Consider the following 16429-nt stretch of genomic DNA (forward strand, 5'->3'; position numbering starts at 1 on the left):
AGGAGTAAGTAACAGCGGCGCCATTATACACCTGAGCGCACAACAAACTCTAAATATCATGATGGAAATCAGACAAATGGAACATAAAAAAATCGCCTTCATTGGTGCTGGCAACATGGTGAGAGCCATTGTTTCTGGCTTGGTTGCTAACGGATACCCAGCGCAAAACATTACCGCGACAGCTCCTTCAGAGGCTCGCCGTCTTCCGCTAGAACAAGATTTTGGCATCCGTACCACCAGCGATAACATCCAAGCGGCGACCGAAGCGGATGTGGTGGTATTGTCTGTGAAACCGCAAATGATGGCTGATGTTTGTAAACCACTGCAAGCGATCGATTTCACTAATAAACTGGTGATTTCTATTGCCGCTGGCATCAACTGTTCACGATTGGATGATATGCTAGCCACCAAATTGAACTTGGTTCGTGTTATGCCAAATACGCCATCACAACTTGGGTTGGGCATGAGTGGTTTATTCGCACCAGCCCATGTAACTGAGCAAGACAAAGCTTTTGCCGCAGAGTTAATGGAAGCGGTCGGTAAAGTATGTTGGGTTGACCAAGAGTCTGGTATCAATAATGTGATTGCAGCAGCGGGCAGTGCTCCGGCATACTTCTTCCTGTTTATGGAAGCGATGCAAGCAGAAGCGATTGCTCAAGGCTTTGATAAAGACACCGCTCGACTATTGGTTCAACAAGCTGCATTGGGCGCGGCCAGTATGGTGGTTAGCAACCCAGAAACTGAGCTATCGACCCTGCGTGAGAACGTGACATCGAAAGGTGGGACAACGGCAGAAGCACTGCGTACATTCAACGAACATCAACTTTCAGATATTGTTGCTAAAGCCATGCAAGCTGCTGTGGCTCGCGCGGAAGAAATGGAAAAACTGTTTTAATTATTTGGATGAACTCCGTTTAGTATCATCCATCACTTGTTAAGGGTACCTTATGAATTCAATGAGTTTTCTCATCTCAACCCTATTTGACCTGTACATCATGGTCGTAATTTTGCGAATTTGGTTGCAAGCTGCACGCGCAGACTTCTACAACCCATTCTCGCAATTCATAGTAAAAGCGACTCAGCCGGTCATTGGCCCACTGCGCCGCATTATCCCTTCCGTGGGGAATATTGACCTAGCAACAGTGTTGTTTGCCTACGTGTTGTGTGTGCTTAAATTTGTCGTTCTGATCCTGATAGCTTCGAACGGTTCCGTCTCTTTCAGCGCTGATTTCTTGTTCTTAGGCTTGTTATCATTAATCAAAGCCGCTGGAGGTCTGCTGTTCTGGGTACTATTGATCCGTGCAATTTTGAGCTGGGTAAGCCAAGGTCGCAGCCCTATCGAGTACGTATTCCATCAATTAACCGAGCCAATGTGCGCACCAATCCGTCGTATTATTCCGGCTATTGGTGGTCTTGATTTGAGCGTACTGGTACTGTTTATCGGCTTGCAGTTCGCGAACTTCTTGATGGGTGATATCATTGGTCCAATTTGGTTCCAGTTATAATGTCAGCCGCAGTTTGGCAAGATGGCGAGGACATCATCCTAAAGCTCTATATTCAACCTAAAGCAAGCCGCGATAAAATTGTTGGCTTGCATGGTGAAGAGCTCAAAATCGCCATTACTGCTCCACCTGTCGATGGCAAAGCTAATGCGCACCTCACTAAGTTCTTAGCCAAGCAGTTTAAAATCGCTAAGGGTTTGGTTCACATAGAAAAAGGTGAATTAGGACGGCACAAACAAATTCGGATAGAATCACCTACCCAGATACCGACAGAAATTAAAGCCATCTTATGATGGCTTTTTATTTACAATTTTGTACCACACTTACTAGTACCAATGACTGAGTTCGCATTTTTCCCCCGTGACCAAGGTAAAATTGCGGCTATGGTTGTTTTATAACAAGTGCTTTGAGGAAGTAACAATGAGCAAATGGATTACCGCATTACTGATCAGCCTATTGTCGTTACCAAGCTTCGCCGATCAGTTTAAAAATATGAAAGATATCGAAGTACACTATGTCGCGTTTAACTCGACATTCTTAACACCGAAAGTCGCACGTAGCTACGATATCAAGCGTAATGGATACCTCGCTGTGGTTAATATTAGCGTGCTAGATAGAGCTTCATTGGGTAAACCTGCATTAGAAGCAAAAATTGCTGGACGCGCGAAAAACCTCATCGGCCAAACTCAGACCTTGTCCTTTCGTGAAGTCAAAGAAGGCAATGCGATATACTATTTAGCCGAACTGCCAATTACCCACGAAGAAACTTTTACTTTCGATATTGACGTAAAAGCTGGAAACAAAGGCTCAGGTAAGCTTAAATTCACCCAGAAGTTTTATGTTGAAGAGTAATTGGGTTGTGATGATCCAAAAGCTTTTGGATCTAAGCAGGCTAAAAACCACTTATTAGTTAAAGAATATCTAGAGGAGAACGATTTGTTCTCCTCTATCACTATTAAAAGAGATTCCCATGAAAAAAATTGTGCTAGCAACTGGTAACCAAGGCAAAGTTCGTGAAATGGCAGATTTGTTGTCTGACTTCGGCTTTGAAGTATTAGCGCAAAGTGAATTCAATGTATCGGAAGTAGCTGAAACGGGCACAACGTTCATTGAAAACGCAATCATTAAAGCTCGCCATGCCGCACAAGAAACAGGGCTTCCTGCGATTGCAGACGACTCTGGATTAGAAGTCGATTTCTTAAAAGGCGCTCCGGGCATTTACTCTGCACGTTACGCAGGCGAGAGCGCATCTGATCAAGAGAATCTAGAAAAATTGCTAGCGGCAATGGAAGGCGTACCAGAAGCAGAACGTACAGCACGTTTCCACTGCGTATTAGTCCTCATGCGTCACGAGAACGACCCAACGCCTATCGTCTGTCACGGTAAATGGGAAGGCCGAATTCTAACTGAAGCACACGGTGAAAATGGCTTTGGCTACGACCCAATCTTCTTTGTTCCTGAAAACAACTGTGCGTCAGCCGAACTTGAACCTGCACGTAAGAAACAACTGTCTCACCGCGGTAAAGCGCTCAAGTCGTTGTTTGCTCAACTGTCTGAGCAAGTGTCTCAGTAATCACGAGCGAATTAGACCATGTTAACGCCCCCAGCACTCAGCTTGTATGTACACATCCCTTGGTGCGTACAAAAGTGCCCGTATTGCGACTTTAACTCTCACGCGCTCAAAACCGAGATTCCAGAAGAAGAGTACATCAGTGCCCTTCTAGAAGATTTGGATACCGACATTGAGAAATACCGCCTTAACGAAGCGCCACGTCCACTGCATTCAATCTTCATTGGTGGTGGTACGCCGAGTTTGATTTCGGCAGAAGGCATCGAGCGTCTACTTAAGGGCATTGAAGCGCGTATTCCGTTTAAGCCAGAAATTGAGATCACCATGGAAGCTAACCCAGGCACCATCGAAGCAGAGCGTTTTGTTAGCTACCGCAAAGCTGGTGTAACGCGTATCTCTATCGGTGTGCAAAGCTTTGAGCAGCAGAAGCTTGAGCGTTTGGGGCGCATTCACGGCCAAGACGAAGCCGTCAATGCTGCTAAGCTGGCGCATCAAATCGGTTTGAACAGTTTTAACCTCGATCTCATGCACGGCTTACCTGATCAAAGCATCGAACAAGCCTTGGCAGATTTGGACAAAGCGATTGAGTTGGCACCGCCGCACCTGTCTTGGTATCAGCTGACCATCGAACCAAACACCATGTTCTACTACAAGCCACCAACGCTACCTGACGATGATGACTTGTGGGATATTTTCGAGCTCGGACACCAAAAACTTGCAGCCGCGGGTTATGTGCAATATGAAATCTCCGGTTACAGCAAGCCGGGTTATCAGTGTCAGCACAACCTCAACTACTGGCGCTTTGGGGATTACCTTGGTATCGGTTGTGGCTCTCATGGCAAACTCAGTTTTACCGACGGACGTATTATTCGAACGACAAAGGTAAAACACCCGCGAGGCTATTTAGCGGCTTATCAAAATATGGTCAAACCTTATCTGCATACAGAACATGTCGTCGCGGATGAAGACCGTCCATTCGAGTTTTTCATGAACCGATTCCGCTTAATGGAAGCATGCCCGAAGCAAGATTACGTGGACACCACAGGCTTGCCGCTCAGTACGATTCAAGAAACCATCGATTGGGCGTTAGAAATGGGCTACTTGAGTGAAACCGCCACTCATTGGCAAATAACTGAAAAAGGTAAGCTCTTCCTTAATGATTTGCTCGAAGCCTTTATGGCCGAAGAAAGCGAAGAGTAACGCAGCCCAAAAACAAAAAAGCCTCTCAATTGAGAGGCGTTTTATATAGAACTTCAACATTAGAAAATCGAACGGCCAATTCGCTCCGATAGCAACTCAAGCGCCTTAGTGCCAGCAAGCGAGTTACCTGAAGGGTCAAGCTCTGGAGACCATACTGCAATGGTCATTTCGCCAGGTACTACCGCGATAATGCCACCACCGACGCCAGACTTACCAGGCATGCCAACACGATAAGCAAACTCGCCCGCGCCATCATACAGGCCACACGTTGCTAACAGTGCATTAAGTTGTTTGGTTTGCACGGGAGAAACTACAGGCTTACCCGTTTGTACCGATGTGCCCTTGTTTGCTAAATAGCTAAACGTTTTAGCCAAATCGACACAGCTCATCTTCAGCGCACAAGCGTGGAAGTAGTTTTGCAGCACTGGAATCACTTCATTTTCGAAGTTGCCAAACGAGCGCATGAGATATGCAATCGCCGCATTACGATCACCATGCATCATTTCGGATGCCGCGACGACTTTGTCATACACAATATGAGTATCACCAGAAAGCTGACGTACAAATTCCAATAGACGCTGACGAGGTGCAGATAAGCGAGTTTGCAACAGATCCGCCACAACTATCGCTCCAGCATTAATAAAAGGATTGCGAGGAATACCTTGCTCCATTTCTAGCTGGATTAGCGAATTAAATGCCTGCCCCGAAGGCTCTTTTCCCACTCGAGACCAAATTTCTTCTTGCTTGTACAAGCACATCGCTAACGTCAAGCTCAATGCTTTTGAAATAGATTGGATAGAGAAAGGTTCATCGGCATCGCCCGCCTTAATAACCTCACCTTCGTTGGTGTATACCGCAATACCTAACTTGTTGCTTGGTACTTTTGCCAGAGCAGGAATGTAATCAGCCACTTTGCCTTGGCCGATTAAAGGGCGCACTTCCGCCAAAATATCTGTCAAAATTTCCACTGTCGGTTTCATTCTCTACCTTCTATTTACAAGAGAACTCGTTGAGCTCAGAGGTAAAAAAAGCCAACGTGTCGTTGGCTTTTCCATAGGGTTCGTTCGACTCAAGTCGATTATGGTTTTACTGCCACAATAATATTGCGGTTGATAGATTGATCAACACGGTGAAGATAACCGATGTAAGGCTCTTCTGAAAGTACCTTCCAACCTTGCTCTTCAAATAATGCCGCGACGTCTTTCCATTTCAACGTAAATTCATTGAAAGACAGCACCACTGAACCTTGTTTTTTCAGTACCACTTTCCATGCAGGCAGAGCCTCTTTTAAAAGCTCTAGTGGGCTGCGGTTCAGTTTGCTGTCCTTGGCATTTTTGCTGCCGTGCTGCACGCCGTAAGGCAAGTCAGACACCATCACGTCAACTGAGTTCTTTTTCACGACTTGATCAGCGATACGAGTATCAGCCGAATACAGCTTCATAAACTGAAGATTGCCTTGGTTGTAATCTTCTTTATTTGCTGCAGCTTCAACCACGAAACCATCCGCCACTTTCTTGCCACCCGCAGTGCGCTTTTCTTTGCTCACTTTGTGCTTAAAGCGGCCATTCTTCATGAACTTAACGATAAAGGTTTGGATCTCTTGCACCCACTTGGCATTGATCTCTACCCCCACAACGTTCAAACCATGGATCAAGCCTTCAAACAAGGTTGTACCTTTACCACACATTGGATCCATTAAGGTCAGCTGCTCACTTCCCGTACTGGACGCACTAATGCCGATATTTACCATCAAGCGAGTAAACTGCTCGTTTGTTTTCCCGGTATAACGCAGAATCTGACTCATGCTTTCCGGGAAAGTATTGAACGCTGACGCTTGAATTGGTCGAAGTAAACCATCTTCGCGCACTTCAAATAGTGCATAGTAAATCGAAGAGGCTGCGATTCTTCGCGTCTGCTCATCGCTTAGAGCTTCCTGACAAGAAAACACCAACGCTGCAGGTAAGCCAACCTCTTTACTACCAATTTCTGTCACATCCACGCCTTGTGAAGCTAAAATTGCTTTTAGCTCTGAACAGGCAATGGTCATTGCGCTATCAAAGTAAATTCGGTTATGACCCGGATTCGCTAATATCGCGTAATGGTACATCCCATGAACTCCTCTAGTTACGCGATACGCTTATATTTGATATCCCACACACCGTGACCAAGACGATGACCACGAGCTTCAAACTTCGTTAAAGGACGGTCGTCTGGACGAGGAACGAAATCACCATCTTTAGCAATGTTTTCGAAACCTGGCGCTTGGTTCATAACTTCAATCATGTGCTCTGCGTAGTTTTCCCAGTCTGTCGCCATGTGGAAAACACCTTCATTAGGGATCAGCTTCTCGCGAACCATTTCAGCAAAACCTAATTGAACGATGCGACGCTTGTGGTGACGTTTCTTGTGCCAAGGGTCTGGGAAGAACAACTGCAGTGTCGATAGGCTGCCGTTTGGAATCATATGCTCAAACACTTCCACTGCGTCATGGCACATCACACGCAGGTTAGTAACTCCCGCCTCACGCGCATCCGCAAGACAAGCACCAACACCCGGGCTGTGTACTTCGATACCAATGAAGTTCTTCTCTGGTGCATTCTTTGCCATTTCAACCAATGAAGCACCCATACCAAAACCGATCTCAAGCACTACTGGGTTATCGTTGCCAAACACTTCTTTCCAATCGAGAAGTTCAGCTTTGAAGTCAATACCCATCGTTGGCCAGCATTCATTCATCGCGCTCTCTTGACCTTTAGTCAAACGCCCTTCACGGCGCACAAAGCTGCGGATTTTGCGGATCAGCTTTCCGTCTTCGTTGTATTCGTTAGTGGTTACTTCACTCATTGATTTTGCCTGCACATTGATTAATCAAAGCGGGGATTATCCAAAGAATTTACTGAGGTGCAAGTATTTGTTGAGCTCTTGGCCTATGGCAGCCCAAAAGCAATAGCACACCTCTTTATATCCCTACTGTTTATCCGTTGTACTTCTTGCCCATTATGTGGTGCAATTTTGCACCTAACCAATAATAGAATACAGAGCAAGTCGTGACACCTTTCGCCAATGCCATCCTAGAATGGTATGACGCATATGGAAGAAAAGATCTTCCGTGGCAACAAAATAAGACCGCATACAGTGTCTGGTTGTCTGAAATCATGCTTCAGCAAACTCAGGTCACTACGGTTATTCCGTATTACCAACGTTTCTTGGAGCGTTTTCCAACCGTGATCGATCTTGCCAATGCTGAGCAAGATGAAGTCCTGCACCTTTGGACTGGCTTAGGGTATTACGCCCGAGCCCGTAACCTTCACAAAGCAGCACAAGAGGTCGCCTCTACATACAATGGTGAGTTTCCTCTTGATATAGAGAAAATGAACGCCTTACCGGGGATTGGCCGCTCTACCGCAGCCGCCGTTTTATCGTCTGTGTATAAACAACCACATGCGATTCTTGATGGCAACGTGAAGCGCACCCTATCCCGCTGTTTCGCAGTCGAAGGATGGCCAGGACAAAAAAAGGTTGAAAACCAGCTGTGGGAAATTGCCGAAACGCATACCCCACAAACGGACGTAGATAAGTATAACCAGGCAATGATGGACATGGGCGCAATGGTCTGCACACGCAGCAAACCCAAATGTAGCCTCTGCCCTGTTGCGGATCTGTGTGTGGCAAAACAACAAGGCAATGTGCTCGATTACCCGGGTAAAAAACCGAAAAAAGACAAGCCAATCAAGCAAACTCGTTTTGTAATGCTTCACCACAACACCGAAAATGGTCATGAAGTGTGGTTAGAACAAAGACCACAAACAGGCATTTGGGGTGGCTTATTTTGCTTCCCACAAACCGAACATGTGGATGTAGAAAGCGACATTGAATTGCTACTGGATCAACGTGGCATTCAAGCCAGCAATATCAAGCAGCAGCAAACACTGATTACCTTTCGCCATACCTTTAGCCATTACCACCTCGATATCACGCCAATTTTGATTGATTTATCAAAGCAACCGGACGTGATAATGGAAGGCAACAAAGGTCTTTGGTATAACTTATCTAAACCTGAAGAAGTCGGTTTAGCCGCGCCAGTAAAACTATTGCTGGAAGCGCTACCCCACGAACTTCGTTAATTGAATACAAGGAGTCATTATGAGCCGCACTGTATTTTGTGCTCGACTAAAAAAAGAAGGCGAAGGTCTAGACTTTCAACTTTACCCTGGTGAACTAGGTAAACGCATTTTCGACAACATCTCGAAAGAAGCGTGGGCTCAGTGGCAACACAAACAAACCATGTTGATCAACGAAAAGAAACTCAACATGATGGATCCAGAGCACCGAAAACTGATCGAAACAGAAATGGTAAACTTCCTCTTTGAAGGAAAAGACGTTCATATCGAAGGTTACACACCGCCGAGCGAATAAAGTCGCTTGAGTTAAAACAATGACATCACAACCACTTGTGGTGTCATTTTTCTATTACCTTCAATAGCCCTGATACTTATGAAAAAAATTGTCTTTATTGCTGCCGCATTTTTAATGGCTGGCTGTAGCCGTGAATTCGTCGAAAAGATTTATGACGTCAACTACGAGCCCACAAACCGTTTTGCCAATAACTTAGCTGAGCTACCTGGACAATTTGAAAAAGATACCGCCGCGTTGGACGCCCTGATCAATAGTTTCTCTGGTAATATTCAAAAGCGCTGGGGTAAAAAAGAAATTAAGTACGCAGGCAAAAGTAATTACGTCAAATATATCGATAACTACCTTAGCCGCGCCGAAGTCGACTTTCGCAAAGGCGTGATCACGATTGAAACCGTATCACCGACCGAGCCCCAAAAGCACCTCAAAGAGGCGATTGTCACTACCTTACTCACGCCAGACGATCCAGCTCACGTCGACTTGTTCTCCTCAAAAGGAATCACGTTAGAAGGGCAACCATTTCTGTATAAACAAGTTGTCGATCAAGACAATAAGCCAATTCAGTGGTCTTGGCGGGCAAACCGATTTGCGGAGTATCTCATCGCAAACAAGATCAAGACCAAAGACGTTGATTTCAAGAAAGCGTATTACGTCGAAATCCCCATGGTTGAAGACCATTTTTCAACACGCAGCTACCAATACGCCGATATCGTGCGCCGAGCTTCTAAGAAATACGATATTCCAGAAGATTTGATATACGCCATTATTAAAACCGAGAGCAGCTTCAACCCGTACGCAGTAAGTTGGGCAAATGCGTATGGCTTAATGCAAGTTGTACCTAAAACCGCCGGTCGAGACGTATTCAAGCTCGTGAAAAAGCGCTCAGGCCAACCAAGCCCTGAATATTTGTTTAATCCAGAAAACAACATCGATACCGGTACTGCGTATTTCTACATCTTAAAAAATCGTTATTTAAGAGAAGTCCATCACCCTACCTCTCTCGAGTACAGTATGATTTCCGCTTACAATGGCGGTACTGGAGGTGTTTTAAACACATTCCATCGCAGCGATCGCAAACGCGCAATGCAAGATCTTAATTCGTTGCAACCCAACCAAGTTTATTGGGCACTAACTAAGAAACACCCGAACGCAGAAGCACGTCGTTACCTAGAAAAAGTTACAAATTTCAAAAAGGAATTTAACTCAAAGCAAACTTTGTAGTGATAGTTGAATAAAAAGCGTTCGAACAAGCACTTTTTTGAAATTATTTAAAAAAAGTGGTTGACGCAAAGCGGGAAAATCCGTTTAATAGCGCTCCGTTGCCCGGATAGCTCAGTCGGTAGAGCAGAGGATTGAAAATCCTCGTGTCGGTGGTTCGATTCCGCCTCCGGGCACCACAATTTGATTTGTTGGTGTCTTAACGAAATGTTATAACACGGACAAAAGCACAAAGAATAAAGTGTGCCGACTTAGCTCAGTAGGTAGAGCAACTGACTTGTAATCAGTAGGTCACCAGTTCGATTCCGGTAGTCGGCACCATTCTTTTGCCTCGATAGCTCAGTCGGTAGAGCAGAGGATTGAAAATCCTCGTGTCGGTGGTTCGATTCCGCCTCGAGGCACCATATTTGGTGCGCTTGCTTAATTTAAACCATTGGCAAGACACAAAACAGAATAGTTCCTCCTTAGCTCAGTTGGTAGAGCGACGGACTGTTAATCCGCAGGTCACTGGTTCGAGTCCAGTAGGAGGAGCCAAATTCAAGAATTTCATAAAAATGAGATTCTTAAAACGAAGAGTTCATCTCTTCTAAAAAGAATAAAGTGTGCCGACTTAGCTCAGTAGGTAGAGCAACTGACTTGTAATCAGTAGGTCACCAGTTCGATTCCGGTAGTCGGCACCATTCTTTTGCCTCGATAGCTCAGTCGGTAGAGCAGAGGATTGAAAATCCTCGTGTCGGTGGTTCGATTCCGCCTCGAGGCACCATTATTTGGTGTCATTGCTAAACACGATACACGAATAATTCCTCCTTAGCTCAGTTGGTAGAGCGACGGACTGTTAATCCGCAGGTCACTGGTTCGAGTCCAGTAGGAGGAGCCATTTTTAAAAAGCCGCATCTTTTGATGCGGCTTTTTGGCATCTGCCCTACGCTCATTTCATTTTCTCTGTTTCTCTGTTTCTCTGTTTCTAGCATCGCAAAATATTAAGCCCAATCTCTAAAAAATACTTATTTTACGCTAAAAATTTAATCCTCATCATAATTTCAATACGCATTAGTATGCGCGAATATTCATCTTCACTAAGATGCCCGAGTTATTACATTTCTTCTTTTAGCTATGCCTTGCATAGTGATGACACTTTATTTGTGAGCCAAATATGAAACTAAAAACTCAAGCCTATTTATTATCTGCGATCATATTGCTAGCACTCCTAGCACTGACCGCAACGGGCTTATGGACACTTCGCGTCGCAAGTAACCTTGATAACAAAGCTCGGGTTACTGAGCTATTCAAAAGTGCGTACAGCATTCTTACCGAAGTAGAAAAAATGGCTATCGAAGGCAAAATGCCAGAGGACGAAGCGAAATCATTAGCCACTCGCCTACTCCGTAATAATATCTACAAAGACAACGAATACGTTTATGTCGCAGATGAGAACATGATTTTTGTTGCAGCTCCGCTTGACCCTCAATTACATGGAACAAGCTTTCACGACTTTCGTGATGGAGATGGCAACAGCGTCGGCCAACTTATCTTAGATGTTTTGGGGCGCAAAACAGGTCAAATCATCGAATATACTTGGAGTCAAAAGCAGGCCGACGGAAGCATTGAAGAAAAACACTCTATTGCCGAGAAAACACCACATTGGGGCTGGGTTGTAGGTACAGGGATCGGCTTTAATGAGGTGAATGCTCGCTTCTGGGCTACCGCTCAATGGCAGCTTGTACTGTGTTTAGTTATCGCGGGGAGTATTCTCGGTGGCCTGATAATCTCGATTCGCAAGATGCTCAATCTACTTGGTGGAGAGCCAAACGATGTGCGCAAAGCCGTTCAAGCTGTCGCACAAGGCGACATTCAGACCAGTTTTGATGCAGTGGCGCCGAGAGGAAGTATCTATCGTGCGGTGCAAGATATGAGTCAATCGCTAGCCAGCATGGTGACAAACCTTGAGAAATCCATGCACGCACTGCGCGCTGAGTTATCTGCCGTAGAATCTCGCTCAAATACGATTGCCGATCTCACCGTATCTCAGCAGCAGTCAACAGCAATGATTGCCACTGCGATGACTGAAATGGCATCTTCAGCCAACCATGTTGCCAACTCGGCAAGTGATACAGCAAACAACACAGACGAAGCCGATAAACAAAGTCAGCATACTCAGAAGCTGATTCACAGTACTGTTGAAAACATTCAAGGTTTGGCTTCTCAATTAAATACTGCAAGTAAAGCGGTCGCCGATCTAGATCAGGATGTAAATAGTATAGTGAAAGTGCTCGATGTAATTGGCGATATTGCAGAGCAAACAAACTTACTCGCACTCAATGCTGCCATTGAAGCAGCACGTGCCGGAGAGCAAGGTCGAGGCTTTGCCGTTGTTGCCGACGAGGTGCGTAACCTGGCAGGCCGAACACAAGATAGCACTAAAGAGATTCAGCATATGATCTCCAACCTGCAAGAAGGTTCCCGTAACGCTATTCACACAATGGAAGTGTGTGCAGAAACCAGTGAGGGCACAGTAACAGAGTCTAAGAATGCCTCTGAAGCTCTGCAGCAAATTGTAACGGCGTTAGAATCTATCACCGCAATGAGTCAGCAGATCGCGACCGCAGCAGCCGAACAAACTCAGGTTAGCGATGATATTGCGCTGCGCGTCAATCTTATCGAGGAAAGCGGAAGCCAGCTCAACTCTGTGGTAACGGAGAGCCAATCAAGCACTCAAAGTTTAGCTTCGCTGGCAGATGAGCTAGAAGGTTGGGTAAACAAGTTCTCTGTAAAGCACTAGGTTAAAGTCAATTGTTTAGTATAAAGCACGTTTTCAAGCGTGCTTTTTTTGTTTTTATCCATTTACTCTACTTTCAAACTCCTATCTCTCCATTAAAGAAAGCTTAGTTAATGGTGTATTTGTATCAAAAATGCATAAAAACAGCCCACTCCGAGCACATTTTCATCAAACGATATTTTATTTTAATTTTATGGTTGACCTAAGAGCCGAAAAACCGTTTAATACACCTCGTCGCCCGGATAGCTCAGTCGGTAGAGCAGAGGATTGAAAATCCTCGTGTCGGTGGTTCGATTCCGCCTCCGGGCACCACAATTTATTAATTGTTGGTGCTTAGCACGAACAATAGTTAAAGAATATAGTGTGCCGACTTAGCTCAGTAGGTAGAGCAACTGACTTGTAATCAGTAGGTCACCAGTTCGATTCCGGTAGTCGGCACCATTTATTCTTTTAAAAAGACAATTCCTCCTTAGCTCAGTTGGTAGAGCGACGGACTGTTAATCCGCAGGTCACTGGTTCGAGTCCAGTAGGAGGAGCCATTTTTCAGTTAGTAAGTCGATTACTTATTAACGAAAATTTGCCGACTTAGCTCAGTAGGTAGAGCAACTGACTTGTAATCAGTAGGTCACCAGTTCGATTCCGGTAGTCGGCACCACTTATTAAAATTTGTTCCTCCTTAGCTCAGTTGGTAGAGCGACGGACTGTTAATCCGCAGGTCACTGGTTCGAGTCCAGTAGGAGGAGCCATATTAGAAAAAGCCGTATCTCTTGATACGGCTTTTTTGCATTGGTTTAAAGTCAAACCCTTTTCTACTCATGTCACTCAGGAAAGAAAATCAGAGTTTAGATCATTACCTTGAAGGCATCGCTTAACTTAGATTGGAATACCTGCTCACCAACAACTCTGCTTTCTATCGATAGTCCCTCCATAAGCAATGTTCACCAATAAATAATAATCATAGTGGGTGGCACACATCTCCCAGATCAAAAAAGCCAGGTAAAACCCAGCTTTTTGCTTAAATCAACCAACTCAGCTTAAACCACCGAGACAAATATACTTTGTCTCCAAATATTCATCGAGCCCTTGTTTCGCACCTTCTCGGCCAACTCCTGACTCTTTCACTCCACCAAACGGGGCCACCTCAGTAGAAATAATCCCCTCATTGACACCAACCATGCCGTATTCCAGACCTTCGCTGAAAGCAACAATACGCTTGAAGTTATTCGTGTAGAAGTAACAAGCCAAACCATACTCTGTGTCATTCGCCATTCCGAGAACTTGTTCATCATTCTCAAAGGTAATAATAGGTAACACAGGCCCGAATAGCTCTTGCTGAACAATCGACATATGCTGCTTGACGCTATCCAAAAGAACGGGCTCCATAAAGCGCCCAGGGCGTCTCTGTGGAGAGTTGGCAATAGAAGCTCCTTCTTGTACGGCTTGATCGATCACTGCCTCTAGGCGATGTTTAGAAGCCATCGTAATAACAGGGCCTAATGTGACACCTTTCTCTAAACCATTACCAAGCTGTAATTTGTTTAACTTCGACAATACTTTTTCAATAAAAACTTGTTTTACACCTTCATGAACATACAGCCGATTGGTACAAACACATGTTTGCCCTGCATTACGGAACTTCGAAGCGACAAGCCCTTCCGCAGCCGCATCTAAATCTGCATCTTCAAAAACAATAAAAGGTGCATTACCACCTAACTCCATCGAAACCGCTTTGACAGAGTCACTGGCTTGTTTCATCAAAATCTTCCCGACTCGCGTAGAGCCCGTAAAAGAAACTTTCTTAATCCTAGGATCAGTACTTAGTACTTGGCCAAACTCAGCTGCCTGCTCTGATACCACCACAGGAAGCAGTTCTTTTGGGATTCCTGCCTGATAAGCTAATTCAACAACAGCAATTGCAGTAAGAGGAGTAAGCTCAGAGGGTTTAATCAGCATACCACAACCTGCCGCCAGGGCTGGTGCTGCTTTTCTTGTAATCATCGCAATAGGGAAGTTCCACGGCGTAATTGCAGCGCATACCCCTACAGGCTGGCGAATAGCAGACAGACGTCGATCTGTCGTGGGGGCAGGTATAACTTCGCCATAAGCACGTTTGGCTTCTTCTGAGAACCACTCGACAAAAGAGGCGCCATACATCACCTCCCCTTTACTCTCGGTTAATGGTTTCCCCTGCTCTAAGGTAATAATTGTGGCAATGTCTTCTGCATTATCAAGGAGTAATTGATACCACTTTTTCAAGCGACGAGAGCGCTCTTTAGCACTTAGCTTTCCCCAGCGAATTTGCTCGGTTTTACACTTACCAATAATGTCATCTAATTCCTCAAGAGCACTGGGCTTTAATCGAACTAACTCTTGCTCAGTTGCAGGGTTGATGACCACAATTCCCTCTTCGGAAGACCATTGTTTAAATACGGATTTCAAGGTTTCATTTTTTATTTGTTGCATCATCAAACTTACTCCTACGAGAACTCCTCTTAGGTTAATCTTTACTAGCAAGATCAGCAAAGAAAACAAAGTTTTCTAAAAGACATGAATGTTCGAATGACTTTATTCTCTTAACAGTCTAGACGCTCATTCTCTTCCAATGACTAAATCAGACTAGCGGTAACAAACTCCTAGGGACTATCCAGAACACTAGAACGATGAATATTTGCGAAGTAGCAGTAGAAAACTCTTATTAGAGAGGAGCGTTGACGAAATACGCAGTGACAAGAATGCAGACTACGAGCTAGCTTATGCGAATTCTCTGGTCTAATGACCGGCATAACCCATCAGTCCCCAGCATTTACTATAGGCTCGAATCTGTAGAGAAATGGGCAAGATTACATTCAACTAGAATTGTGCAACTTGGTTACAGAGAAAGCTAGCACTACAGATACCAAAAGTCTTAGTCTTTCAAGTGAAGCTTAATATAAGTGGCAGCGGTTCTGGGCTACTAATAGGCCTTTCCGCAGGACTCATTCGATTGAAGGGAAAAATATACTCGCATTAACGAAAAAGCCCCAGTCTTTCGACTGAGGCTTAATATAAGTGGCGGAGTGGACGGGACTCGAACCCGCGACCCCCGGCGTGACAGGCCGGTATTCTAACCAACTGAACTACCACTCCGCAGTGGTATCACTCGCTTGTAATCAGCAAGTGTCCAAAATTTAAAGCCTGGCGATGTCCTACTCTCACATGGGGAAGCCCCACACTACCATCGGCGCTATTTCGTTTCACTTCTGAGTTCGGCATGGAAATCAGGTGGGTCCAAAACGCTATGGTCGCCAAGCAAATTCTTTACGTTTTGTTTTAGGCTTTAATTTAAAGTCTAAAACAAACAATAAATGGTGCTGATACCCAGAATCGAACTGGGGACCTCATCCTTACCAAGGATGCGCTCTACCGACTGAGCCATATCAGCACATTATTTGTGTCCGTAAGGACTAAAAAAGCCCGCTTTTACAAACGGGCTCTCTTAACTTTTGTCTTCAACTTTTTAAAAGGAGAAAACTAAATTTAAAGCCTGGCGATGTCCTACTCTCACATGGGGAAGCCCCACACTACCATCGGCGCTATTTCGTTTCACTTCTGAGTTCGGCATGGAAATCAGGTGGGTCCAAAACGCTATGGTCGCCAAGCAAATTCTTTAATCCGGAAAGCTGTTTCTTAATTCTCGTTACTACACATTCAATGTTCTTTCATTGAGTCCATCAAAACCCCTTGGGTGTTGTATGGTTAAGCCTCACGGGC

The 16429-nt window shown here is 45.0% G+C and carries 14 protein-coding genes, 14 tRNA genes and 2 rRNA genes; 22 read left to right on the forward strand and 8 right to left on the reverse strand.

Annotated features, from left to right (window positions below; genetic code table 11):
- Positions 1–76: 76 nt before the first annotated feature.
- The 6 genes from proC to hemW all read left to right on the forward strand — a co-directional run bounded on the left by proC (position 77) and on the right by hemW (position 4272).
- Positions 77–895 carry a pyrroline-5-carboxylate reductase gene (proC, locus tag L3V30_RS03955; protein WP_237308342.1) on the forward strand — a complete coding sequence of 273 codons (819 nt, stop codon included), beginning with the start codon at positions 77–79 and terminating at the stop codon, positions 893–895.
- Between the two features lie 52 nt (positions 896–947).
- A complete protein-coding gene (locus tag L3V30_RS03960; RefSeq protein WP_012841393.1) occupies positions 948–1505 on the forward strand; it encodes a YggT family protein in 558 nt (185 codons plus the stop codon).
- The gene (gene yggU, locus L3V30_RS03965; RefSeq protein ID WP_005393980.1) at positions 1505–1795 is read left to right on the forward strand and encodes a DUF167 family protein YggU; all 291 of its coding nucleotides are present in this window, start codon (positions 1505–1507) and stop codon (positions 1793–1795) included. Before L3V30_RS03960 ends, yggU begins: the two co-directional genes overlap by 1 nt.
- A 127-nt stretch (positions 1796–1922) precedes the next feature.
- A complete protein-coding gene (locus tag L3V30_RS03970) occupies positions 1923–2354 on the forward strand; it encodes a DUF4426 domain-containing protein (RefSeq protein WP_005393982.1) in 432 nt (143 codons plus the stop codon).
- A gap of 118 nt (positions 2355–2472) precedes the next feature.
- A complete protein-coding gene (locus L3V30_RS03975) occupies positions 2473–3075 on the forward strand; it encodes an XTP/dITP diphosphatase (RefSeq protein ID WP_085342619.1) in 603 nt (200 codons plus the stop codon).
- An 18-nt stretch (positions 3076–3093) separates the two neighbouring features.
- A complete protein-coding gene (hemW, locus tag L3V30_RS03980; protein WP_237308344.1) occupies positions 3094–4272 on the forward strand; it encodes a radical SAM family heme chaperone HemW in 1179 nt (392 codons plus the stop codon).
- Between the two features lie 59 nt (positions 4273–4331).
- Here hemW and glsB read toward each other — a convergent pair whose 3' ends face one another.
- The 3 genes from glsB to trmB all read right to left on the reverse strand — a co-directional run bounded on the left by glsB (position 4332) and on the right by trmB (position 7116).
- Positions 4332–5252 carry a glutaminase B gene (gene glsB / locus L3V30_RS03985; protein ID WP_005393987.1) on the reverse strand — a complete coding sequence of 307 codons (921 nt, stop codon included), beginning with the start codon at positions 5250–5252 and terminating at the stop codon, positions 4332–4334.
- A 98-nt stretch (positions 5253–5350) separates the two neighbouring features.
- Entirely contained in the window at positions 5351–6379 is a 1029-nt protein-coding gene (locus L3V30_RS03990) for a DNA methylase (protein ID WP_237308345.1), read from the reverse strand.
- Positions 6380–6396: 17 nt separating this feature from the next.
- Positions 6397–7116, reverse strand: coding sequence for a tRNA (guanosine(46)-N7)-methyltransferase TrmB (gene trmB, locus L3V30_RS03995; RefSeq protein WP_085342616.1), 720 nt, complete (start codon positions 7114–7116; stop codon positions 6397–6399).
- A gap of 203 nt (positions 7117–7319) precedes the next feature.
- Between trmB and mutY the strand changes: the two genes are divergently transcribed.
- From mutY to L3V30_RS04075, 16 genes are all read left to right on the forward strand, one after another.
- A complete protein-coding gene (mutY, locus tag L3V30_RS04000; RefSeq protein WP_074191812.1) occupies positions 7320–8396 on the forward strand; it encodes an A/G-specific adenine glycosylase in 1077 nt (358 codons plus the stop codon).
- Between the two features lie 19 nt (positions 8397–8415).
- A complete protein-coding gene (locus tag L3V30_RS04005; RefSeq protein ID WP_005381002.1) occupies positions 8416–8688 on the forward strand; it encodes an oxidative damage protection protein in 273 nt (90 codons plus the stop codon).
- 78 nt (positions 8689–8766) lie between these two features.
- On the forward strand, positions 8767–9906 hold the full coding sequence (gene mltC, locus L3V30_RS04010) for a membrane-bound lytic murein transglycosylase MltC (RefSeq protein WP_237308347.1): 1140 nt from the start codon (positions 8767–8769) through the stop codon (positions 9904–9906).
- A 100-nt stretch (positions 9907–10006) separates the two neighbouring features.
- A tRNA-Phe gene (locus tag L3V30_RS04015) sits at positions 10007–10082 on the forward strand.
- A 66-nt stretch (positions 10083–10148) separates the two neighbouring features.
- Positions 10149–10224: transfer RNA gene (locus L3V30_RS04020), tRNA-Thr, on the forward strand.
- 7 nt (positions 10225–10231) lie between these two features.
- Positions 10232–10307 (forward strand) — tRNA-Phe (locus L3V30_RS04025).
- A gap of 54 nt (positions 10308–10361) precedes the next feature.
- Positions 10362–10437: transfer RNA gene (locus tag L3V30_RS04030), tRNA-Asn, on the forward strand.
- A 70-nt stretch (positions 10438–10507) separates the two neighbouring features.
- Positions 10508–10583, forward strand: a tRNA-Thr gene (locus L3V30_RS04035).
- A 7-nt stretch (positions 10584–10590) separates the two neighbouring features.
- Positions 10591–10666 (forward strand) — tRNA-Phe (locus L3V30_RS04040).
- Between the two features lie 38 nt (positions 10667–10704).
- A tRNA-Asn gene (locus tag L3V30_RS04045) sits at positions 10705–10780 on the forward strand.
- A gap of 276 nt (positions 10781–11056) precedes the next feature.
- Positions 11057–12682 (forward strand): methyl-accepting chemotaxis protein, encoded by a 1626-nt coding sequence (locus L3V30_RS04050; protein ID WP_047008839.1) that lies wholly within the window; start codon positions 11057–11059, stop codon positions 12680–12682.
- A gap of 233 nt (positions 12683–12915) precedes the next feature.
- Positions 12916–12991 (forward strand) — tRNA-Phe (locus L3V30_RS04055).
- A gap of 53 nt (positions 12992–13044) precedes the next feature.
- Positions 13045–13120, forward strand: a tRNA-Thr gene (locus tag L3V30_RS04060).
- Between the two features lie 22 nt (positions 13121–13142).
- Positions 13143–13218, forward strand: a tRNA-Asn gene (locus L3V30_RS04065).
- 40 nt (positions 13219–13258) lie between these two features.
- Positions 13259–13334, forward strand: a tRNA-Thr gene (locus tag L3V30_RS04070).
- A 15-nt stretch (positions 13335–13349) separates the two neighbouring features.
- Positions 13350–13425, forward strand: a tRNA-Asn gene (locus L3V30_RS04075).
- Positions 13426–13708: 283 nt separating this feature from the next.
- Here L3V30_RS04075 and L3V30_RS04080 read toward each other — a convergent pair.
- The 5 genes from L3V30_RS04080 to rrf (L3V30_RS04100) all read right to left on the reverse strand — a co-directional run bounded on the left by L3V30_RS04080 (position 13709) and on the right by rrf (L3V30_RS04100) (position 16317).
- Positions 13709–15145 (reverse strand): NAD-dependent succinate-semialdehyde dehydrogenase, encoded by a 1437-nt coding sequence (locus tag L3V30_RS04080; protein WP_237283949.1) that lies wholly within the window; start codon positions 15143–15145, stop codon positions 13709–13711.
- A gap of 583 nt (positions 15146–15728) precedes the next feature.
- A tRNA-Asp gene (locus tag L3V30_RS04085) sits at positions 15729–15805 on the reverse strand.
- 46 nt (positions 15806–15851) lie between these two features.
- Positions 15852–15968: ribosomal RNA gene (rrf, locus tag L3V30_RS04090) — 5S ribosomal RNA — on the reverse strand.
- Positions 15969–16024: 56 nt separating this feature from the next.
- A tRNA-Thr gene (locus L3V30_RS04095) sits at positions 16025–16100 on the reverse strand.
- Between the two features lie 100 nt (positions 16101–16200).
- Positions 16201–16317: ribosomal RNA gene (gene rrf, locus L3V30_RS04100) — 5S ribosomal RNA — on the reverse strand.
- Positions 16318–16429 lie beyond the last annotated feature (112 nt).

It is taken from the genome of Vibrio sp. A1-1, assembly GCF_021728175.1.
GTDB lineage: Bacteria > Pseudomonadota > Gammaproteobacteria > Enterobacterales > Vibrionaceae > Vibrio > Vibrio diabolicus.